Annotated in this window: 19 protein-coding genes and 1 pseudogene; all 20 read right to left on the bottom strand. The window is 53.0% G+C overall.

All coding sequences use genetic code 11. The annotated features are described in order from the left end of the window. Positions 1 to 46: 46 nt before the first annotated feature. The 20 genes and pseudogenes from SNR34_RS06235 to SNR34_RS06140 all read right to left on the bottom strand — a co-directional run bounded on the left by SNR34_RS06235 (position 47) and on the right by SNR34_RS06140 (position 22,777). Positions 47 to 1,075, bottom strand: coding sequence for an MsnO8 family LLM class oxidoreductase (locus SNR34_RS06235; RefSeq protein ID WP_236415402.1), 1,029 nt, complete (start codon positions 1,073 to 1,075; stop codon positions 47 to 49). Between the two features lie 192 nt (positions 1,076 to 1,267). After that, on the bottom strand, positions 1,268 to 2,683 hold the full coding sequence (locus SNR34_RS06230) for a deoxyguanosinetriphosphate triphosphohydrolase family protein (RefSeq protein WP_236415263.1): 1,416 nt from the start codon (positions 2,681 to 2,683) through the stop codon (positions 1,268 to 1,270). A gap of 287 nt (positions 2,684 to 2,970) precedes the next feature. Beyond that, positions 2,971 to 3,747, bottom strand: a complete 777-nt coding sequence (locus SNR34_RS06225) for an ABC transporter permease (protein WP_236415265.1) — start codon at positions 3,745 to 3,747, stop codon at positions 2,971 to 2,973. A 13-nt stretch (positions 3,748 to 3,760) separates the two neighbouring features. After that, a complete protein-coding gene (locus SNR34_RS06220; RefSeq protein WP_343262345.1) occupies positions 3,761 to 4,537 on the bottom strand; it encodes an ABC transporter ATP-binding protein in 777 nt (258 codons plus the stop codon). A gap of 29 nt (positions 4,538 to 4,566) precedes the next feature. Beyond that, positions 4,567 to 5,592 carry an ABC transporter substrate-binding protein gene (locus tag SNR34_RS06215; protein ID WP_486181444.1) on the bottom strand — a complete coding sequence of 342 codons (1,026 nt, stop codon included), beginning with the start codon at positions 5,590 to 5,592 and terminating at the stop codon, positions 4,567 to 4,569. A gap of 34 nt (positions 5,593 to 5,626) precedes the next feature. After that, positions 5,627 to 6,969: pseudogene (locus tag SNR34_RS06210) on the bottom strand (aryl-sulfate sulfotransferase). Between the two features lie 23 nt (positions 6,970 to 6,992). Further along, entirely contained in the window at positions 6,993 to 7,541 is a 549-nt protein-coding gene (locus tag SNR34_RS06205; RefSeq protein ID WP_339276559.1) for a MarR family winged helix-turn-helix transcriptional regulator, read from the bottom strand. Positions 7,542 to 7,833: 292 nt separating this feature from the next. Continuing rightward, entirely contained in the window at positions 7,834 to 9,714 is a 1,881-nt protein-coding gene (gene htpG, locus SNR34_RS06200; RefSeq protein ID WP_339276557.1) for a molecular chaperone HtpG, read from the bottom strand. A gap of 656 nt (positions 9,715 to 10,370) precedes the next feature. Further along, positions 10,371 to 11,267: a nickel transporter permease gene (gene nikC, locus SNR34_RS06195; RefSeq protein ID WP_486181443.1), complete on the bottom strand. Its 897-nt coding sequence runs from the start codon at positions 11,265 to 11,267 to the stop codon at positions 10,371 to 10,373. Between the two features lie 24 nt (positions 11,268 to 11,291). Then, complete coding sequence (locus SNR34_RS06190; protein ID WP_236415275.1) at positions 11,292 to 12,296, bottom strand: ABC transporter permease; 1,005 nt, start codon at positions 12,294 to 12,296, stop codon at positions 11,292 to 11,294. A 342-nt stretch (positions 12,297 to 12,638) separates the two neighbouring features. Then, positions 12,639 to 14,291 carry an ABC transporter substrate-binding protein gene (locus tag SNR34_RS06185; protein WP_236415276.1) on the bottom strand — a complete coding sequence of 551 codons (1,653 nt, stop codon included), beginning with the start codon at positions 14,289 to 14,291 and terminating at the stop codon, positions 12,639 to 12,641. Between the two features lie 755 nt (positions 14,292 to 15,046). Then, positions 15,047 to 15,991 carry a glycoside hydrolase family 25 protein gene (locus tag SNR34_RS06180; RefSeq protein WP_486181442.1) on the bottom strand — a complete coding sequence of 315 codons (945 nt, stop codon included), beginning with the start codon at positions 15,989 to 15,991 and terminating at the stop codon, positions 15,047 to 15,049. A gap of 183 nt (positions 15,992 to 16,174) precedes the next feature. Then, a complete protein-coding gene (locus SNR34_RS06175; RefSeq protein WP_236415278.1) occupies positions 16,175 to 16,318 on the bottom strand; it encodes an XkdX family protein in 144 nt (47 codons plus the stop codon). Then, on the bottom strand, positions 16,311 to 16,829 hold the full coding sequence (locus SNR34_RS06170) for a hypothetical protein (protein WP_486181441.1): 519 nt from the start codon (positions 16,827 to 16,829) through the stop codon (positions 16,311 to 16,313). The genes SNR34_RS06175 and SNR34_RS06170 overlap by 8 nt, the downstream gene beginning before the upstream one ends. Positions 16,830 to 16,841: 12 nt before the next feature. Further along, complete coding sequence (locus SNR34_RS06165; protein ID WP_486181440.1) at positions 16,842 to 19,538, bottom strand: hypothetical protein; 2,697 nt, start codon at positions 19,536 to 19,538, stop codon at positions 16,842 to 16,844. A gap of 1 nt (position 19,539) precedes the next feature. Next, on the bottom strand, positions 19,540 to 20,085 hold the full coding sequence (locus SNR34_RS06160) for a putative phage tail protein (protein ID WP_339276547.1): 546 nt from the start codon (positions 20,083 to 20,085) through the stop codon (positions 19,540 to 19,542). Next, positions 20,082 to 21,140, bottom strand: coding sequence for a baseplate J/gp47 family protein (locus SNR34_RS06155; RefSeq protein ID WP_343262355.1), 1,059 nt, complete (start codon positions 21,138 to 21,140; stop codon positions 20,082 to 20,084). The genes SNR34_RS06160 and SNR34_RS06155 overlap by 4 nt, the downstream gene beginning before the upstream one ends. Next, on the bottom strand, positions 21,133 to 21,549 hold the full coding sequence (locus SNR34_RS06150) for a DUF2634 domain-containing protein (protein ID WP_486181439.1): 417 nt from the start codon (positions 21,547 to 21,549) through the stop codon (positions 21,133 to 21,135). Before SNR34_RS06150 ends, SNR34_RS06155 begins: the two co-directional genes overlap by 8 nt. Further along, on the bottom strand, positions 21,546 to 21,800 hold the full coding sequence (locus tag SNR34_RS06145; protein ID WP_236415290.1) for a DUF2577 family protein: 255 nt from the start codon (positions 21,798 to 21,800) through the stop codon (positions 21,546 to 21,548). Before SNR34_RS06145 ends, SNR34_RS06150 begins: the two co-directional genes overlap by 4 nt. 5 nt (positions 21,801 to 21,805) lie before the next feature. Then, a complete protein-coding gene (locus SNR34_RS06140) occupies positions 21,806 to 22,777 on the bottom strand; it encodes an XkdQ/YqbQ family protein (protein ID WP_486181438.1) in 972 nt (323 codons plus the stop codon). Positions 22,778 to 22,789: the final 12 nt, after the last annotated feature.

Genomic DNA, 22,789 nt, shown 5'->3' with positions numbered 1-22,789 from the left:
CTAATAGTATCACAAATCGGCAATCCGGTTGCCTGAAAATGGATCGTTAAGCCTTGCATGAATGAGCAAACACGCATTCAGCCAACAATCGGTAGGAAGACAGTCTGCGTTCATAATCCGGCCCGCCCGTGACGGCAAGCAGCTGATGGGTTCCCAACCGGCTTGCGAGCCCTTTCAGCTCCGTCCATACCTGATCCGCCGTACCGGCATAATGCCGTTTCGGGCCTTGTCCTCCGGAAGGGGGAGCTTCATCAGCCGAAGGGACTGCTTTCGAATCGGCTCCGCGGGATTGACGTTTCCGCTCCATCTCCATGCTCCAATCGAGCGCCTCTTGTTCCGTCTCGGCACACAGCACGCTAACGGCAACCATGACCTCTGGCTCTGTCCGGTCGGCACTAGGGATGAATCCATCCCGATAACGACGAACCGCCTCCAGGCCGTCCGTATCGCTCATGAATTGGCCAAAGGCGTAACCCATGCCGAAACGCGCCGCATATTCGGCACTCTTCATATTCGTGCCCAGCATCCACAAGGATGGCGATTTGCCCGGAATCGGTCTTGCCCGTACGGGATGCTCCTCGTAAGCATAACGGTCCTCGAGCAGCTGGGTCAGGGCGGTTAACGATTCCGGAAGCTTTGATACGTGCTGCAAATAATTGCCGCTTAGCGCCATCGCCGCATGAGGACCTCCGCCAGGGGCCCGGCCGAGGCCAAGCTCGACGCGTCCAGGGTAAAGCGCAGACAGCAGCCGAAACGATTCGGCGACCTTCAGCGGGCTGTAATGCGGCAGCAGCACCGCCCCGGAACCAAGGCGGATGCTCTTGGTCAGCGCCCCGACATGGGCGAGCAGCACCTCCGGCGATGCCGAGGCCAGCTCCTCCATATCGTGGTGCTCCGACGTCCAATACCGCGAATACCCCCATGCTTCGGCATGCTGCGCCAACATGACGGCCTGGCGCAGCGCCTCTTCTGCCGACGCTCCGCCCAGCCTCGGCACCAGGTCAAGCACGCCGAGACGAGCCTTCTCGCGAACGCTCGCACCAGTACTTCTTTCTGCCCCCACAGATCTGTCTATAGTCAAATCGTTCCCTCCCTCCCATACTAAACTTTAAACACATTAGCATTCGCATTTGTGCAACGATCTCAAGCACATTCGCATTTATGCAACGAACTCAAACACATTCGTATTTACGCAATCAATTCCAAGAAAATTCGCATTTACGCAAATCCCATAGAATACGACTGCTCCCATGCTGTTGGCAGCAGATTAGTCCAGATCGTAAATGGAGCCCACTTTCAGTCCGTACAATTCATTATATATTTTCTCGGCAAAGGCATCCGTCATGCCCGCGATGTAATCGATCACCATATGCTCCCAAGTCCAGATCGGCTGTGCCTTGGCCTGATCCTTCTCATAGCGCTGCAGCCAATCGGAAGGAATGATCGATTTCGACGTTTCGGGATCAAGGAACGCATCCCACAGCCGCTTAATCATCCATTCGCTGCGTTTCTGCAGCCGTTGTACCCGCAGGTCGCGAATCATCGTTACCCAGGCAAAGCTTTTCAGCACACTCACCGTGCGCAGCATGTCGAGATCCTCGGTCCCTTCGCGCACGAAGGTTACTTTCTTCCAATCCCCGTCATCGATGACGCCCAGGCTGCCCACGAAGAGACTGACCCAATACGCCTTGACCTCGCGGCGGGTGCGCGAATAATCATGCTCGCAGAAAGGCATTTTCTCATTCCAGACGCGCAGGAACGTCACCAGCACCTCATCTACTTTTTGCGCAATCGCTTCGCGGGTCCAGCCGCTCCAGAACGAATCCTCCAGCGTCGTAATTTTGTCCACGATCAGCTTTTTGATGTGCGGATCTTGCAAAAAGTGCTCATGCACCTCGATTTTGCCGGCCTTGATGCCGTCTTCCAAATCATGCGCAGAGTACGCGATGTCGTCGCACAAGTCCATGAGCTGCGCTTCCAGCGTTTTTTTGCCTGCCGGGATATCCCAGCGGTTCCGCACCTCGCGGATGTACTGCCATTCATGGTGATACATGCCCTTCTTGCTTTCCGTGCCCGGGTACGGGTACTTGTTGATGCCGAGCAGCACCGCGTCGGACAGGTTCAGCCCGTCGATATCTTCGCGCTTCTCCAAAAACATGATCAGCCGGAAATTGTGTGCATTTCCCTCGAAATGCTCATACTTGCGTTTTAACTCGGCCCGGATTTCCGGCTCCTGCTGCGGCGATTTGGCGCCACGGCTTTTCTTCATGATTCGTTTGACCTCGGCGTTGATGAGATCATCCAAAATGCCATCCAGCACTTCCTCCCCTTTATGCCCAAACGGAGGATGTCCGAAATCATGCGCGATCGCCGCACATTCCACCACTTCCGAATCGATGATCAGGCCAGGGCTGTCCGCCTGTCCCAGATCCACCTCGGGATACCGACGCAACAGGCTGCGGGCCGCTTCGCGCGCAATCTGCGCCACTTCCAGCGAATGGGTCAGGCGCGTCCGGTAATAATCGCCCGTTCCTGCGCCAAATACCTGCGATTTACCCTGCAAACGGCGAAAGGTAGGCGAATGGATCAAGCGGGAATAGTCCCGTTCATACGCCGCTCGGGCACCATCCTGTTTCGCAAGCTCGGGATACTGTCTATGTTCTCTCAGATCGTTCCATTGCATGTTGATCACTCCTAGCCGACTGTCTCTATTTTGAGTGATTATACACAACATCAGCGGTTTCGAAAAGCAAAACCTATCTGAGATTGTCATCTCTTCTCACATCATTTTGTGAAATACACTCATCTCCTTCCATTATACCCTGTCAGTCTATCATGCGTGCACCTTCCATCGTACAAACAACTCATGCCATGGTACGTTGATTACAGCCAATGCACAAAAAAAGCGATCCGCAAACCGTGTCGTCTGCGAGTCGCCCATGTGATCATTTGTGCCAAACTCGGAGGAGCTTACCTTTTCCATGCCGGCGAACTGACGACGCCGTATCTGCGGAGGGCTCTGCGCCCAAACCAGTTGAACAGCCTGTCGGTGGCAAACCCCATAAAGCCCAGGCAGATCAAACCAACGAAGATCCAGTCCGTGCGGAAAAAGAGACGCGAATTCCAGATCAGATAACCGACACCTTCATTAGAAGCAATCATCTCCGCCCCGATGATGGCCATGTAAGAAGTCCCCATGGCGAGCCTTACTCCGGTAAAAATATATGGCGTTGTGGCCGGTACTACCACATGCAGCAAAATCTGCCACTCACTAGCGCCCATGCTGCGGGCGGATCGGATTTTGTCTTCCTCCACGGCAAGCACGCCGGTTAACGTATTAAGAATGACGATAAAAAAGGTCGCATACATGATCAGCGCGATCTTCGACTGCTCGCCAATGCCGAACCAGACCAGGAACAACGTAATAAACGCGATCGGCGGAATAAAGCGGATAAAGTTCAGGAACGGCTCTGCGAACACGCGAATGACGTGCACCTGGCCGATGAGCAGTCCGATCGGAATGGCAATCAGACTGCCGAGAACCCATCCGATCAGCACGCGTTGAAAACTGATGGCAATGTAATGCACCAACGTGCCGTCGGCAATCAACTCCTTGGCGCCCAGCACAGTGGCCCACGGTCCGGGAATGACGTCCGGTCCGTAGATCAACGCCCCCGTCTGCCAGATGCCGAGCACAACCAACCACAATATCGGGACCGTCACCCATTTGCGTTCCAACCATTTCATGGCATCCTTCCTCCTATTCCCCAAAATGGCTGCCGATCCGCTCATAGAGCGCCCCGAATTCCTCGGAGGCGATATTGCGCGGATAAGGCAAATTCACGTCATAGATATCCGTAATGTTGGAGGATGGCCCCACAGACATAATGCCGATCCGATCGCCGAGCAGCAGCGCTTCCTGAATGTCATGGGTAACGAAAATGATCGTCTTGTTCGTTTCCCGCCAAATGTTGACCAGTTCCTTCTGCATCGTCCGGCGCGTCATCGCGTCGAGCGCGCCGAACGGTTCATCCATCAACAGGATGGCCGGATCGTTTGCCAGCACCCGGGCAAGCTGCACGCGCTGTTTCATGCCGCCGGACAGCTCTCTCGGAAATTTGGATTCGTGGCCGCTCAAGCCAACCATCGCAATGAACCGATCCGATATCGCCCGGCGATCTCCCTTGGGCACATGTGCCATGCGCAGGCCGAATTCCACGTTCTCCCTGACGGTCAACCATGGGAACAGCGAGGAATCCGCCTGCTGGAACACCATGGCCCGGTCTTTGCCCGGTTTGACGACCTCCCGCGCATTGACCTTCAGCTGTCCGCCCGATTTCGAAACAAACCCTGCGATCATGTTAAGCAGCGTCGATTTGCCGCAGCCGCTCGGTCCAAGCAGGACAAAGAACTCTCCTCCCCGAATGACCAGGTTCACGTCTTTGATAATATAATGGACATCCCCTGCCGCCACGTCGTTGTAGCTTTTGCGAAGCTGCTCGATCTCAATGGCCGATACCGTCGCCGATGTTGACATGTGCAAGCCCTCCTTCATATACGATTCATCTATTTTCCGTAAGTGACCTGGTCCGGCAGCGCCCTGCGCAGCGGTTCCAGATTCAATTTGCTTCCGAGATCGAAATCCTGTTGAATGATGCCGTTATCGACCATGTATTGCTTCTGGCCAGCCAGGCTGTCATAGGCCGCTTGCGTGAAACCGACCTCCCACGGATTGATCGGCAGATCTTTCAGCGTTGCTTCCTTCGGCTGCTTGGTTTCCTTGTACAGCAAATCGGCCACTTCATCCGGATGGGCCTGCGCATATTCCGAAGCTTGGCTGAGCGCCTTCAGGAAACCGCTAATCGTTTCAGGGTTCGATTCGATGAATGCATCGCTCGCCACAAGCCCCATGCCCAGCCGCACCGACGTTTGCGACATATCCGTCAGTTGGTGCACGTTGTCCAGTGCATCGAATTTGTCGGTCAGCGCCGAACCGATGACCCAGGACGCATCCAAATCGCCTTGCTTCAACGCAATGTATGCTTCGTCAAAAGAGCCCTGCCCCACCTGCGTGGCGTCCTGAACCGCCACGCCGTTATCCTTCAAATATTCATCCCATAGATACGGAATGAACGTGCCCCGCAGAAAACTCAGCTTCTTGCCTTTCAGATCGACGGCAGATTGGATGTCGTTGTTCACGTACAGCTTCCAGGCCGCGGCCGCCTGATCCGTTGCCTGCCCGGCCGAGGCGATGATGGAGTAGTCGCCCTTGGATATGGCGTTTAATACGGGAAAGTCCGCGCCGTATGCAATATCGACCTGGTTGATGAACAAGGCGTTGACACCTTCAGCAGGTGTGCCGAACGTAATGCTCTCAGCGTCAATGCCTTGCTCTGCAAAGAATCCTTTGGCGATACCGACGCGAAACGTCGGGTTGCTTGCCGTATCGGCAATCCGGATTTTCACCTTGGCCCCGCCGGTTTCAGCACCGCCTGTTTGGGCTTCAGCCTTTTCTCCCGGCGCGCAACCGGACAGCACCAGCATTGCCGTTACAAGGAACAGCATGGATGTATGAATGAATGTTTTTTTCACGAGGACCCACCTCTTCGTCTATTGGAATGATTGCCTATTCGTTTGCCTGCCCGTCTTCGTCGGATTTGACGTCGTCCGAAGTAGCTACGCAGGCGGCTTCCTCGACAAATGGCAGCGTAGCCGCAACGTTCACGACCGATTCCGCTCCTCTGGGCGCGGCTCCAGGGACGCGATAATCCTCTACGCGGATCGGTTCGATCGCCGCTTCCTCCGGTTTGTCCAGCTGTGGCACCCAGTTATAAGGAACCCGGTAAGAACGATACACCATGTTGGTGTTGCGCGTGTTCCAATACGGCGAAATGTATTCCCACACCAGCTCGTGCTCGCGCGTCACCTCAAACAGTCGTCCGTTCGAACCTTCGGTAATGAGCGTATTGCCATTGGCGAGCCGTTGGGCCGAGCTGATATATGGGCTATAAAATTTATAGGAATCGGTCGGCACCGAAAATCCCGCTTCTGCCGGGGTATACTGCCACACGATCTCCAGCGTGACCGGATCGATCTCCAGCACCCGGGAATGATCGCGCACCGCCGACTTCAGTCCATATGGGGAAGCGGGATTCGGCAGGCCATATCCGGCCCAAGCTGCCAGACGATCTTTCCTGTTCGTTTGTCGGTGATCGCGATAATGTTCGCTTCGCGCGCATCCCAAATAATGTTATCCGGATGGAACCGTTCGTCCCCCGCATCATAGAAGCGGTTCGGGCCGACATAAGATGCGGAGTTGATGTGCAGCCAGTCGCCTACGCCCCCTCCCAGATTGCCGAACGAACGGGTATTCGGATCGCGGAACAATACGTTGCGAGCAGCTTCATCGAAGCCCAGCTCTTCGAAATGCTCGTTCGCAGCCCATTCCCAGATGATATTTCCCTGCCAATCCACTTCGAGGATCGTGTCATCGAGCAGCGGTTTATCGGAAATTTTCGGATTGTTCACGTTTTTGTGGGACAAGATCAGCGTGGTGCCGCTGCCCACCTTCGGTACCAATCCCGGAGCATAGTACCCGACCGGATTGCCTTCCCGTTGGTAGTCATGATGCTGTCTTGCATACCAGAGCGGCTCGTATCCAGGGTCCTCGATATGTTCGTAGCCATCGTATTTCCAAACGATGTTGCCGTCCCAATCCACCTGCACCAGGTCAAGGTTATCCTGAATGCCGAACTTCGGATCTCGGCGCCCGGTGCTGCCGAGCACGTAACCGCCCGGGAACAATTTGGCCGGAAAACCGATCAAGCCTTTCCACAGACGCACTTCCCTGCCGTTCATGTCGATCAAAACAACGCCCTCGTCCCCGGCTTGAAAAATCGTATAACCGCTCCAAGCCTTCTCCGGCTGATACACCGTTGCTCCTGTCGGATAAATCGTTGAATGTCCCATAGTGATCGCTCCTTATATGTTGGTTAATAACTCAAATAATTTTGGTCATTGCTTCGTGACGGTTTCTGCTTCTGTTCCTGATCCACAGGCACCGGAACTGCCGCATTCTGTTCGGCCAGCCCCAGCAGCGTTTCGGAGAACCCCTCCAGATTGGCAAAAATCCGTTCGTAGAAACGGCTCTGCTGCTCCAGCTCCTCTGCCGTGAATCCTTGAAACAGAAGCGTGATACATCGGTCACCGATGTTGTTGTTGCGCGCCACCATCTCCCGCCCTTTGGCGGTGATGTCCAGCAGTACCGTACGGCGGTCGTCCTCCTTGCGGCGGCGCACCGTATACCCGGCCGCTTCCAGCTTGTCGCTGAGCGCAGTGATCGCGCCAGAGGTGAAATCCATCTGTTCGGCCAGATCGCCAAGCCGCTGCTCACCGTCGCGAATGATCTTTTGCAGGATCAGCATGGCAGGCAATGTCACGCCCTCCACGCTGACGCGGTCCCGTTCCTTCACGAATCTGCGCACCATTTTGCGGAACAGGTCATCCGCGCGCGTCAGCTGTTCCCAAGTCTCTTTTTCCATTCAATTTGCCTGCCTTTCCATAAATTCGGCCTCTCTGGTCGGTTTTGGGCAATAAAAAAAGGCATCCGGCATACCACCCCTAATCGGGTTGGTATACAGGAGCCTTTGGCGGTCCAATGAGCTCAACATTATTTCACTGTTCATTTAATTAGTGTTGAAGGTTTGAGATAACTATAAACCCCTTATCCCTACCTGTCAAGTATGTTTTAAAACAAAATATTTCATGTTGGCTGCACATCATTAAACGCAAAAACGGCAGGACATCATCGTCCTGCCGCTTCCGCTCGTGGTATTATACCATCACCTTGCAAATATCGTTGGTGAACTCTACCGGATCCTGGATCGGCAAACCTTCGATCAGCAAAGCTTGATTGTAAAGCAAGCTGGTGTACAGCTTCAATTTGTCCTGATCCTGCGCGAAGGCTTCCTTCAACGATTTGAACACGTCATGGTTCACGTTGATTTCAAGCACTTTATCGGCCTGCACGTCCTGGCTGTTCGGCATGGCTTTCAGCACTTTCTCCATCTCGATGGACAGGTCGCCTTCGGCGGACAAGCATACCGGATGGCTTTTCAGCCGTTTGGAGGCTTTAACGGATTTGACCTTGCCTGCCAGTTGGGCCTGCATCGCTTCGAAGAGCTCTTTGTTGTCGTTCTCGGAAGCGTCCTTCTCGTTCTCGCCCGCCGCGTCTTCGATGCCCAGGTCGCCGCTGGACACGGATTTGAATTCTTTTTCCTTGTAGCTCATGATCATCTTGATCGCGAACTCGTCGATGTCGTCGGTGAAGTACAGGACTTCGTATCCTTTATCCAGCACGCCTTCGATCTGCGGCAGCTTCTCGATGCGCTCCACCGATTCGCCAGTTGCGTAGTAGATATACTTCTGGTCTTCCGGCATTCTGGAGACGTACTCGTCCAGGCTCACCAATTTCTTTTCTTTGGAAGACGTGAACATTAGCAAATCCTGCAGCACGTCCTTGTGCGTGCCGTAGTCGCTGTATACGCCGTACTTCAACTGGCGGCCGAATGCCTCGTAGAACTTCTCGTATTTCTCGCGCTCGTCCTTGAGCATGCTGAGCAGCTGGCTCTTGATTTTGTTTTTGATGTTTTTCGCAATCAGGCTGAGCTGGCGGTCATGCTGTAGCATTTCGCGGGAGATGTTCAGGGACAGGTCCTCGGAATCGACCATACCTTTCACAAAGCCGAAGTAGTCCGGCAGCAAGTCGCCGCATTTGTCCATGATCAGCACGCCGTTGGAGTAAAGCTCCAGCCCTTTTTCGTATTCCTTGGTGTAGTAGTCGAACGGCGTATGCTCGGGAATGAACAGAATCGCGTTGTACACCACCGCGCCGTCTGCGCTGATATGTACGTGTTTCAGCGGTTTGTCGAAGCCGTAACGCTTCTCCATGTAGAAGTTGTTGTAGTCTTCTTCAGTCAACTCGCTTTTGTTTTTGCGCCAGATCGGCACCATGCTGTTGATCGTCTGTTCTTCAGTATACTCCTCGAACTCGTTCTCCGCGCCTTCCTTCGGACGGGAACTGGTAATGTCCATTTTGATCGGATAACGGATGAAGTCGGAGTACTTCTTGATGATCGATCTCAGGCGATACTCTTCCAGAAACTCGTCGTAGGAGTCTTCTTCGGTGTTCGCTTTGATGGTCAGCACGATTTCCGTGCCGACGGAATCTTTCTCGGCCGGCGAGATCGTGTATCCGTCCGCGCCTTCGGATTCCCATCTCCACGCCTGGTCGCTGCCCAGCGCTTTACTCGTGACGGTGAGCTTATCCGCCACCATGAACGCAGAATAGAAACCTACGCCGAATTGGCCGATGATGTTGTGGCCGTCTTTCGCTTCGTTCTCTTTTTTGAACGCCAGGGAGCCGCTCTTCGCAATAACGCCGAGGTTGTTTTCCAGCTCTTCCTCGGTCATCCCGATGCCTGTATCCGTAATGGTCAGCGTGCGGTTGTCCTTGTCGATGGTAAGCTTAATGTAATAGTCCTCTTTGTTGAAGACGAGTTGATCGTCAGTGAGGGCTTTGTAATATATTTTGTCAATCGCGTCACTGGCGTTGGAGATCAATTCTCTCAGGAAAATTTCGCGCTGAGTGTAAATGGAGTTGATCATCATATCCAGCAAACGTTTGGATTCCGCCTGAAACTGTTTCTTGGTCATGAAGAATGGGTCTCCTTTCAGAATAGGAAATGGTTGGCTTGGGACTATGCCCTGGCCCATCGTATCGCAGTTCATGCAACGATGGCAACGATTAACTGTTAGCACTCGTTACATTGGAGTGCTAATCCCTTTCTTTTATATAACATATGGGAAATTTGGGTGTCAACCTGGCGAGTGGTTTTTAGACGAAAAGGTGGGTGGAGCGCGGATTGATGGGCGAAAAACGCTCTCCCTTTCTGCAACCCGCCAGACCGCCCTGGATTCTAACGAACATTAAACACCTTATTATAGAGAAATCGAGCGCTTGCAAACTGTAACGAACCTGAGACACCTTAATCGGCCGAAAATCGATCGTTTGGTGCCTTGGCACCCCGAATAACGATACTGAGGTTCGTTAGCGTGTGGGAGTGTGCCTTTTGGCCCTAATAAGACGTTTAATGTTCGTTAAATTTCGCCGGCTGCCCATCACGCGCCAAAAGGGCTGGTCTCCAATGCGACCACCCCTTATTTGTCCATTCCCGGCATTATTTTTTAATGCAACCTTCTCTATATGAAGCACACCACTCACTCACACGGTGCACCGCTGCCGATACAACAAACTTCGCTGCTGTTTACCACCACTTCAAACGACATCACCAGCCCAACTCTCACGATACCTACTTCACCATTTTGGGATCGAGCGTGTCGCGCAGGCCGTCTCCCAATAGATTGAAGCCCAGCACCGTCAGCATGATGGACAAGCCGGGAAAAATGAGCGTCCACGGCGCCTTTTGGATGAACTGGCGCGAGTCGGACAGCATTTTGCCCCACTCGGGGTCGGGCGGCTGGGCGCCCATGCCCAGGAAGCCGAGCGCGGCGGCTTCGATAATGGCCGTGCCGATGCCCAGCGTGCCCTGCACGATCAGGGGCGTCAGGCTGTTCGGCAGGATATGCCGGAACAAAATCCGGCTATTGCCGGCCCCCAGCGTTCGCGCGGACGTGATAAACTCCTCCTGCCGCAGGCTGAGGACACGGGAGCGCACCAATCGCCCATATGTCGGCACATTGACGATGGCGATGGCAAGCAAAGCGTTTTGCAAGGAAGGTCCGAGAATGGCTACAATCGCAATCGCCAGCAGAATGCCTGGAAAAGCCAGCAAAATATCGAACAGGCGCGAGATGACCATGTCGGCCCATTTGCCGTAAAATCCCGCGATTAATCCCAGCAGTGCCCCCGCAACGATCGAACCGATGACCGAGAAAAATCCGACCCACAGCGATATGCGCGCTCCATACAGCACCCGCGAAAAGATGTCGCGCCCGAGATCGTCCGTCCCGAACCAATGCCCGGCCGAAGGCGACTGCAACCGGTCTGCCAGCACCTGTTCCTTATAATCGTAGGGCGCGATTACCGGGGCCAGAAATGCCAGCACAATAAAAACCGTAATAATGACCAGTCCCGCCAGCGCAAGCCGATTTCGGCGAAACGTTCGCCAGGCATCCCGCCATGGACCGGATTTCGGCACGTTTGCCGTCTCAAATGCATGCCCGGTATTCGTCGATAATTTGGCCATGCGGCATCTCCTTTCGGTTCAGCTTCATTTGTAGTTGATGCGCGGATCGAAGACGGCGTACAGCAGATCCACGATCAGGTTGATGACGACAAAAAAGAACGCAATGATCAAGATGCCGCTCTGAATGACCGGATAGTCCCTTGAACTGATTGCTTCATATATATAACGGCCGACGCCCGGCCAGGCAAAGATCGTTTCCGTCAGCACCGCGCCGCCCAGAAGCGAGCCCGTCTGAATGCCGATAACCGTCAGCACCGGAATGAACGCATTTTTGAGCGCATGCCCGTATACGACGAAAAAAGGACCGAGCCCTTTGGCTTTGGCCGTCCGGATATAATCCGAGCTCATCACCTCCAGCATGCTGGAGCGCGTCATACGCGCGATGACCGCCATCGGAATCGTACCCAGCGCGATGCTTGGCAGAATCAAATGTTTGGTGACCGTCCACAGCTGGTCCCAGCGCCCGGCGATCATCGTATCGAGCACGTACAGGCCTGTCACCGCATCCACCGGATCGCGCGGGTTCATACGGCCGATGGAAGGCAGCCATTGCAATTGGTTGGCGAACAGCCATTGTTCCATCAATCCCAGCCAAAAGATCGGCATCGAAACCCCGACCAAAGCAATGACCATGCAGCAGTAATCAAACCAGGAGTTGTGCTTCCATGCGCTGATAATCCCGGCGTTGACCCCAATGATAACTGCAAACAGCATGCTTGCCATCGTCAGCTCCAGCGTGGCCGTCAGATATGGCATAATTTCCTGGGCAATGGGTACCTTGGTGCGGATGGATGTGCCGAGGTCGCCTTGTAACAGGTCGCCAAGATAGGCGAAATACTGTTGAAGCCAGGGCTTGTCCAGTCCGAGCTGCTCGCGGAGTGCCTGTTTGGACTGTTCGGTCGCTTTTTGCCCCAGGATGGTTTCGGCCGGATCGCCGGGGATCGCATGGATTATGGAAAACACGATGATACTCATGCCGAGCAGCACGGGCAGCAGTACAAGTACGCGTTTGACGATGTAACTGCTCAATCCTCATTCACCGCCTTTGCTTCGTGGCTGATTGGATTTCAAAGCGCCCCTCGGGCCTACATGGCTTGAGAAGTCGGTTCCGGGTGTCGGTTCTGGTAAGCATGGCAGGCCCGCCTGCGCTCTTGGATGATTCGGTTATGCGCTAGCTATATAAACAGCACTAATCAATCACACAGGCCACTACGCGTGCAGTACCATCTTCCGATCGCTGTTATCCCCAGATTTACTGATTTTCTTCTCCAAAGAGGAAAATCCGGTGATAAAGGCGACCGCTTCGCTTCTCCAGATTGGCTCTGCCTCTCCGTTAATGTGTGTATGTTTTTTATATAGCTGCGAAACTTGTTATTCAAAATAGGCATTGGCGTAGGATTCGCTGCCCAGCGGCGAAGGCGTAAAGCCCTTCAGGTTAGCTTTGCCTGCGAGAATCGGCGTCGTGTGCACCAGCGGAATCCACGGCGCGTCTTCTTTAATGATGACCTGCGCCTGTTTGTAAAGCTCGGCCCGTTTCTCTTGGTCCGTCTCTTTCTGAGCGTCGGTCAGCAGCTTGTGCAAATCCTCGTTCACGTAAAAGCTGCGGTTGTTGCCGGGGATCGCATCCTTGTCCAGCAAGGTGTACAGGAAGTTGTCCGGGTCACCATTATCGCCCGTCCAGCCGAGCATGTAAATGTCGTCCTTCTCGCCAGCCTTCGCATCATCCAGATACGTCGCCCATTCCGGGGATTCGATGTTGGCGGTCACGCCGATTTTTTCGAAATCCGCCTGGATCGCTTCGGCCACCTTGCGCCCATCCGGCATGTACGGCCGGGATACCGGCATCGCATAGAACGTGATCGGATCAGGCAAACCGTCCGGATAGCCCGCTTCCGCCAGCAACGCTTTCGCTTTTTCCAGGTCGTACGGATAATCCTCAATGGCGTCGTTATATCCCCACAGCGTCGGCGGCATCGGGTTCACGGCAGGCTGCGCCTGTCCGGCAAAGAAGGCATCGATGAGGGCCTGCTTGTTCACCGCATGGTTGAGCGCTTGGCGTACCAGCACGTTATCGAACGGTTTTTTCTTGAAATTAAAGCCGAGATAGGCCACGTTGAATGGCGGACGCTCGATTTTTTGCAGCTCGGCGTTGGATTCCAGAATCGACAGATCGTCCGGGTTCAGGTCTTCCATGACGTCGATCTCGCCGTTCTGCAAGGCGTTGAATCGGGCCGTGTTGTCCGGGATGGAACGCACGATCACCTTGTTCAGCTTCGGCAGGCCTTCTTTCCAGTAGTTTGGATTTTTGTCCAAAGTGATGGAATCGTTCCGCTTCCACTCCACAAAGACAAACGGTCCCGTGCCCACCGGCTCGTTCTTGAAGTTTTCCTTTTTCTCCTGCACCGCGGCCGGACTGGCAATGCCAAACGGCGTCATCGCGATATTTTGCAGGAATGGCGCCTGCGGCTGGTTCAAAGTGAATTCGACCGTCGTTTCGTCGATTGCCTTCACTTCCTTGATCACCCTTCCTTCCGGCGGGCCGAACATCGAATCGTAGTAGTCGAAGGAATCGCCCTCGAATTTGAACTCGCTGTTCGGATCGCCCCAACGATTGAAGTTGAATACAACCGCTTCGGCATTAAAATCGGTGCCGTCATGGAACTTCACGCCGGACTTCAGCTTGAACGTATACGTCAAGCCGTTCTCGGAAATTTCCCAGCTCTCCGCCAACCCCGGAACGACTTCCGTGCCGCCCTCCGTGTAATCGAGCAATGAATCGAACACCTGGTGCCCGATCTTCAGCGATTCCCCATCCGTCACGATCGACGGGTCCAGCGACACGGAATCTCCGCCGCGTCCCATGATCAGCGTATCCTGAGCAGCCGTTTCCGTCGGCGGGTCGCTGCCTTCCGCAGGTGCAGGCTTGTTCTGTCCGCTCTCTCCCCCGGTACATCCCGACAAAACGACCACCGTACTTAACGCCAGCATCATCAAGCCGGATAACCATTTTTTTCTGCTCCTCATACAACCAACACCCTTTCCCGTCTCAAAATTTTGCGCGCTGCCGCATAGACCAAAGGCATGAAATCGATATGTATCTTTATAGGCTTTGAATGCCTGTGATACCGCTAAATGGAGTGGTACCATGAACGATAAGGTTATAAAAAATTGAACAAAGGTCAATTAGTAACAGCATAGTGGTGGTTAACAGAAGATCAGAACATAAACGATCCTGTCTGCAAGAGCGATTTTGTGGGGTTGAAAATAGCTTGTCCTAAAGGGAAAACGAATTGCCCATTAGATGCAGCGATAGTATCAAACCGGGAAATGGAAGTGTTCAAGTGAATTGGTGTGTATAAACGGAACGTACGAAATGGCTGCGTGATCGCTGAGGTGTAAACATGTCCAATGGGACGACATTCCAATAACTTTGCAATGTTAAGGTGATGTCATGGTAAGAGGGTTTGTGTAAAACATTGTAGGGGATAAAACCATTTGGTGTACTTTACTTTACATTACATTGATCATTTAGACAAGAGATTTGCGGATATTCGTCCTCAACTTTATGCGTTATGTCAACATCCCTTACACAAAATGCGAAAATGGTACAACTTTCGGACAGTTTCCATTGCGAGTTTGGGAGAGCTGGCAATTGGAATTGGAGTTGGATTTGGAACACGCCGTTTCACCTTTTTGTAAAAACTAAAAGACGCCTGCTCCATTGGTGGAGAGACGTCTTTCCGCTGGCATTTGGAACTGTGTTCAGCGTGCATGCCGCGTTATTTTTTGAACAAACCCCGACGGTGCATCACCGTAATGAAACGATAAAAATCATAGCTCGCCCCATTTTCGATGTTGAACAGCGGGTTCTTCGTGTCATACGCCAGTGCAGCATCTACGGCTGCTTTCGCACATGACGGAACCTCCATCTGCTGACGTGCCTGGAGGCGGTCTACCTGTGCTTTGAGCGCATCAAACGCTGCTTTTTCCTCGGCTGTCATCGGTTCATCTCCTTTCGGCGGTTCGCTTGCATTGGATGGCGGATTCGGATTGGACGGTGTCGGGGTTGGTATCGGCACGGTTGCCGGAGCATATCTCGCCCGCAGCTCTACGGCCGATCCCTCGAACTCGTTCATGTCCACGTTGCCGCTAATGCCGTCTACTTTACCCGAGTCCGTGTACTGCCAGAATGTCCAGCGCTTCCACGCCGGTTGGCCGTCCGGCACACGGGACGTGCTGTAACGCGCGATCCATAGATCGTACGCTCCGAGCGAGACATCGAAATTGCCGGCAAAGGAATTGCCTGTATAAATGATCGGTTTGCGCCCGGTGAGGCGCTCCAATTCGGTCAGAAAGGCTTTGGCCACCGCGTTGATTTGGGCTTTGCTCAGATTGCCGGGGTTGTTCTCATAGTCCATGACGGGCGGCAGCTGCAGCGTCTGGGCTCCGCCCACTTTTTGCAATGTATTGGCATAATGCGCGGCTTCGGCTTTGGCTCCGTCAGTCGATGTGGCCCGGAAAAAGTGATACGTTCCGACCAGCATGCCCGCCGCCAGCGCGCCTTTCACGTTGGTCTGGAAGTTCGGATCGGTGTACGTCTGCCCCTCGGTCGCCTTGATGAACACAAACGTCATGCCGCTTGCCTTCACTTTGGCCCAATCGATGCTGCCTTGGTACCGGGATACGTCAATGCCCCGCGCGTTGCCCGAGCTTCTCGTCTGCATGTGTCTCACTTCCTTTATGCGGCATATCGCCGTTTGTACTATAGTTGATGCGTGGAGCGATAGGTTGGCTTGTATGCATGTCCCGGTTTGGGGTATGTTGGGTTATGATGCAGGGAACCAGTAAGTTCTATGGTTTAGGTACTATATTCTTAAAATATGTCCGAGAAACACTCATAGAAATACTCATATCTCGTACTTTTTTCCTGTAATCTGCTCATATTGGTCACTCGAAATAACGCCAAAGGAAACATACTGCTTGAGTTGTTGTTCTTTTGCCCACTTTTTCTCATAGTAATATTGGAGTCTTTCGAAATCGGAATTAAACATTTGCCCCGTCTCCCTTCGGTTGTGTTTCCATCGATAATACTCGCAATTCCAGACCGACGATTTGTGCGCCCAAAGCTTCGTTTTGTTGTTTCAATTCCAATGCCTCCAGTTCGCGTTGAACCAGCTGCTCCCCGATCTTGTCCATTTCGGAAGGATTCATAGGCTGCGGCTTGGTCAGTACGTCAATCTCTTCCTGGCTTAGCCCCTCAACCCAAAGGTCAGGAAGCTGTTCCTGCGGTCTTTCTTTCAATGCTTCCTGGTATGCTTCCCAAGCTGCTAGGTCAAAGCGTGGCCGGAATAGGCCAGCAGGCACAGGTACACCGATTAGATATCCGGCAATCTCCGGTTTCTGTTCTTCTTCCGCTTCCGGGGTTTCTCGCAGCTCGGTTTCCGGATTCAACTCGGCTCGTACAGATCCAGCATAAAAAGGGACGACACCGGAAAAGGCATCGTCCACCAACACGTCCTCGATATAGAGTCCGTCTGTATTTACTTTAGGTACGGCTTTCATGTGATCCCTCCTTTATTGTTCGGCCAAAAATGAAATTCCGTCCAACGTCAGGAACCCATTTTTTACGTTCACAGCTGCTTGCACCTGTCCATTAGGTTGAATGTTAAGAGTCCCAGAGGAAATCCCCATCCCTGCTGAATCCCCTGCTGACACTACAGGCATGGCGATTGTTGTTCCTCGTGGGCGATATCCCTCTGGCAAGATGAAGATCACGGACGTAACGCTTCCTGATTTAACAAATCCTCTGAAATGTACTATGCCGATAGAGTCTTTGTAATACTGTGCTGTTTGAAAGGTAGATCCAAAGGTAACCCACCCATTAAGCAGCGTCGGCGTAATCCATGGAGGGGCGTCTTTCTCTGCCCTCTTGCTCTCAAGGGCCGAGATCCGCGTAGTGTTCTCCTGAACCGATTTGATCGTATCCAGCAGAAGGGCCTTTTCGTTCTGGCTATAGGTTCCGTCGAAGTTGGCAGCCGGATACTTGGCAAGCATCAGGTACGTAACACTGTAGGCGGCTGATTGATCGAATTTATCTTTTAAGATTGCCTTACGTACCTTCCCAAACGGCGCATAGGTATTATCGGACCATTGATAGTCTAATTTTGAATTTCGATACACGTTCATAAATCTGTCGACTTTGTAGCTCAATTGAGTACTTAAGTCCCCAAAACCAGACGCTGTGTTGATTGTATAGCTGTCCTGAGAATTATTAAGTTGAGGCTTCGTCTCTTCCCGTACAACCAACCCCGTACCGACCTCAACCTGATTATCACCCTTGAAGAAAGTCAATTGCCCCTCAGACGTGATCGGCTCGACGACTGGCGTAGCAAGCTGGTATAGAAGTTGGTATGGCGTCCATGGTGTGTACCTTGTATATGTCAATGATGTAGTTGATGAAGTCGGCAACGTAGTTGAATAAGTCGTTGCAGCAGTTCCCGATTGATAAATGGAGTCTAATGGGCACCATGCCTTACCAGCAGATTCACCGTTGTACGGCTTACTTACGTCTCCTTGACCACCTAAAAACATCTTCCATCCCATAAAATAAGCCTTAATCTCATCGTCTGTAGGTGTATAAGCATCTCCCCAACCGCTGTCTGCACTGGACACACCTATCCCTAAAACTCCGCTTGCGTCTGTGTTCCAATCTCCGCGGCTGTATTGATCCACATAAAGAGAAGGCGATCCCGCCACCACGGGAGAACCATTAAATTTAGTTACAATAGGGTACATATTCTTAGCTCTGTCTGCTATGTCATAAATCAATCTGACACACTTACCTCCAGTGTATGAATTAAAAAAGGCATACGTATAGTCAGAACCTATCGATAATTTCCTCCACTTCGTTAGCTTAAAATACTGTCCACCCCTCTCGAACACTGTATCTGGGTTGGCTCCAGTAGCTGGATCGGCATTCAGTTCCGTTTGCAACGCAAGCATAGCGTCCTCGCGCGGCGCGGCCGGTTTGACTTCTGTTCCTAAGGTGAGTGTGAGTATTGGGTTTTTAATCGTAAATGTTCCGGGAGCTGTTCCGGTCACTCGCACGTCCGCAGTGACAGCATTACTAGGGGCGATTGCTGTAATAGTAGTTTTGTTCCCATCCGTCCATGAAATGCGGTTATCCTCTTTATCATTCCAAGACCAGTTAATATAAGCCTTTGCCAAATCCCCCGTAATCTCAAAGTTTAACGTGTAGGTTTTGCCCGGAATGACTGGTACTTTAACGGTTAAACTCGGCCCATTATACAAAACGTCTGTCGCGCTTCTAACGACTTCGTAGGGCGAGGTTATGCTGTACGGAATACCGCCAGCAGTCCATTCATAAAATGGCGGCAACAGATTAGTTCCATACCGGATGACATACGGATTCGTAACCCCTGCGATGTACTCCGTGTAAGGATACTTGGCCGCTACCTGTTCCGCCGTCATACTCCCCAACGCATTGTATTCGGCAGGGCTGATTTGATAAACCCGAATAGAGTCGCAATTAACGGATTGTCCGTCTTGCTTGTAAATAGCATCTCCCCCGGAATTAAGGATTTGTAGTCTGACAACTGCCTTTGGTGCGGTTGTAGGGTTAAATCTCAAGAATACGGGAGTATATTGGTTAGTAGCGACTGCCAGATTTGAAACTGGAAAAAAATCGTTCGGGGCATCATTTAACGCCCCGTAAACCATCATGCGCCCATTAGCTTTGTCGTTTGGCTTAATCATAGCCACTAGCACATAACAAGCGCCAGGTGTTACATCTAATACCGCCATTTCTGTGTAATGCTCCACCGAGGCTGTCCCCGATGCTGTTGCCTTAAACGATGTCCCCCCTAAATCACTCGTTGTAGAGTCAATTGCTAATGTAGACGCAATACCAGGCAATTCGGGCAACTTTTCACCGTTCCCTGCACGCCCCAACAAATTCACCAACGTCCGGCCTTTCAGCCCTTCCAGCCTAAAAGCCGACGCCCGCTCTGCTTCAATCACCTGAAGCCCTGGCTTCAGCGTAACCGATTTGCGCTGCTCCGTATCCAGACGTTCTTTTAGCCCCTCCGCCTTAGTTGTTACTTCATCCACTTGCTCCTTGATCTCGCCTGCAAAATCGTCCACCTTGCCCCAGTTCTGATCCAGATATCGGTCCAGATCGAAATACGTCGTTGCCGGAGAAGAACGGTCGATCTGATTCAACGCAAGATTCGGTGTTTTCGGCTCACTCATTTCAAGCGCCACCTCCCATGAATTTATCCTGCCGAGTCTGTTCGATCTCGCTCAGCGTCATGCTTTCGACTTCGGCAATCGTCAAATAGCGCAGATGGAATTCCACGCTCATGTGTGCTGGTTTGATCTCTTCAATGGCCGCCTTCAAATCATCCAGATTAGGCGGCAAGCCATATGTATCCACGAAGCGAATCAGGATCGCATACTCCCCTGGCAAAACGGACACCTCGATGCCGCCGCTCTCATACGCCTGCGCCACATTGCGCAGCATCGATCCGGACACCTTGCCGCTGCCGCGCATCTTCGAAATAATGACCGACCGGCGCTGATCCGCGGGCTTTAACGGATTGACCGGGATATGCAAGTCCTGCTCATACCTCGCAAGCGCCCACGTCGCCGACTCGGGATAAAACTGATCCAGCACGCTGTCCACGCCATCCAACAGCTGCCCCAATTCCTCGCCCTCGGTCCGGGCAAGCAGCTTCATCTCCACCACCTGCTCATACAGCGGGGGCAGGTATGTCATCAAGTCAGGCTTGCGGCTCATGACACCTTCACCGTGCCGAGCACGGCCACCGCATCCTGCGCAATGTCCACATTGCTGGTCCCTCCGTTAATAAGCAAATCACTGTAGTCGATCACGGGCGGAATGTCCATGATGACGTTGGCGATTCGGGTCCAGCGCACCAGCGGATCATCGAAGGCCAACCCTTTCAAATACGCCGTTACGCCTTCCTGAATCAAGGTCTTGATCCCCTCCAGCGTAGATCCGGCAGCAAGCGTCACTTTGACCTCGACATCGATCGGAATCTCTTCTGCGCCAACCACCATAACGACAGGGCCGATCGGCGCTGCACCTTCCCCCATGCCATCTTGGGTCGGATCGATATAAGTCTGCACTTCTTCGATCACCGATTCGGCGGGACGGCGCATGTCATTGCCCAGCAATGCAACCTTCACGGTTCCGGGACCATCCCAGAGCGGAAATGCCCGGGCTTTGCCCACACCCGCAATTTCTCGCGCCCACAGCTCATATTGATAGCGGTTCGCACTCGTTACCGGGCGAGATACCTTGTCTTGATAACGGTCATACAGCGACTGATCCGTCTCTTCGTCTTCACCGGGCACCAGCAGACGCACCATTTCCGCAGCGGCCAGATCCGGAATATAATCGATCGGAAGCAGCGTTCCTTTGTATTCATTGCCCATCGCGCCGGCCGTTTCGCACTCCAGCACAACTTGCCCCGCCGTTAGCCGCTCCACGGCCACATACACGCGCGTTCCCATGGAAAACCGGGATTCCAGTTCCACATCCACCGGCTGATTCCGGCTGTTCTTGAAAGAAGCAACCCACCGTGCCGGTGTCGCACGTTTACGTGAGATGCCTGACCAAGCCACTGCCCGATCCAGGTATTCACCGGTAGCCGTATCCGCAAATTTCAAATTCGCGTTCACGTCCAGCTCGATATACATCTGCGCCATTTCTACGGCGGCAGGGGCCAACGCATCATAAATGATGCTGCCCTCCCTTTTATCGATGCCCTCCGGTACGCGGTCCAGCATGCGGTTCAAAATCGTTTCATACGTTTGTTGCTCATACATTCACGTTCACCTCCAGTTCCTCCGTCAAGCTGCCGAAGCCCGTTTGGGCGGTAAAAGAAACCGTCACCTGATCCCCCTCATGGCGGAATCGAAAATCCCCTACCTCTGTGATCCGGTCATCCGGCATCAGCGCCTCCCGAATCCAACGTTCCAGCTCCGATTCCACCATGGAACGACCGGCAAGTCCCTCGGGTGACCATTCCATGCCGTAATCGGATGAATAGATCAGGTATTCATAACGGCGGGTAGATAAAGCCTTATGGATGGCTTGCTTGACAGCCTCCCGGCCATCCATGCCCAATCTCCCGATTCGGCCTCCTGCCAGATCCAGCTCATAGGTTTTGCTGGGCGCAACAGTCCGCGCCACATCGTCCTTCGACTCCGTTATCTGTGCCCCTTGCGGAATCATGCTTTCACCAGCCGATCCAGCACCACAAAGCTGTCTCCGCCCTGTACGCGCAGCAGAATTGCCTGATCCCCCGTTTGCCATGATTTATTCACGATCGATTCGGGCAGCACGAGAAACGGTTCCTCCAAAACGAGCCGCTGTTCCACCGTGATTTCCAGCGGTCCGGTTTTCGTCACGGTTCCGTACATGACCTGTACGGGAACACGCGCATCCACGGCGGCCACCGCCGCCTTTTTGATGACATCCAGCATTGCGTTTACACCACCTTCAAATCCAGCGACATGGTATGCATCCCGCCCTCCACCTTATGAGTGCATTCATCCACCAGAAAATATTGATTAATCTGCAAATCTTCGATCTGAATATTGACGTACGTCCCTGCCCTCACCCGAAAGTCGCCTAGCGCATCCACCTTCAGCTTCTGGGTTTCCCGATTGCGCAAGGTCATTAACGTGTTCAGCATCTCGTTGATCTGCCCTTCGTTCAGGTCGTCATCCAGCTTCTGATATAGAAAAAGCAGCCCCCATTGCCGGATGCTGCTTGAATTCTGCGCGACATAGGTCTCCCGTTTGCCCGTCTCCTTGTTGTCGCGGTAAAGCTTGATTTTATTGTACGTTTCGTCGTCGATGGAGCGGGAATGCGAATAATCGGTGAGCAGGCTCCCGTCTCCGATCACGAAGCCGTAGGGCATCTGCTCCGGTTCACGGAGCACCAATTGGCCGAAATCGTCGTAGAAAATATAGTTTTTGCCGCTGTAAATGAGAGTACGGTCCAGCGCTTCGCAGATCATGTCGATCAGCTTTTTATTGTCGAAAAGCATGCGCGGAATGACGTACTCCGGTTTTCCAAGGTCCCCCATTTTCAACTGAAAATCCGTCGCGATCCGGCGGATCACGTCCGCTGCGGTTGCGTTCAGGAACTGATACGTTTGGTTCGCCGTCAAATACCGCGTCTGATCGTATGCTTTAATGGAGACCGTCTCATCCTTGCCGCTGTCTATCGAGAAAATGTACCCATAGAAAACGCCGATATCACCGGATACATACCTTACAACATAACCGTTTTCATAAGTAAATGAGGCGCCGGGGTTATGCTTTCTCCGGATCAGCGTAAACTCCAGCGACGCGGGCTTGCCGATGCGCGACGTTTTGTGCGTAATGTCCGTCACGATCCCGGTAATGTCCCATACCTGTCCCTGCTTGTTATCCAGCAGCAGCTGGTGTTTCATTTTCCTTTCCCT

This window comes from Paenibacillus sp. XP01 (assembly GCF_057364885.1).
The sequence above is the reverse complement of the archived record's forward strand: the minus strand, read 5'-3'. Positions and strand labels throughout refer to the sequence as shown.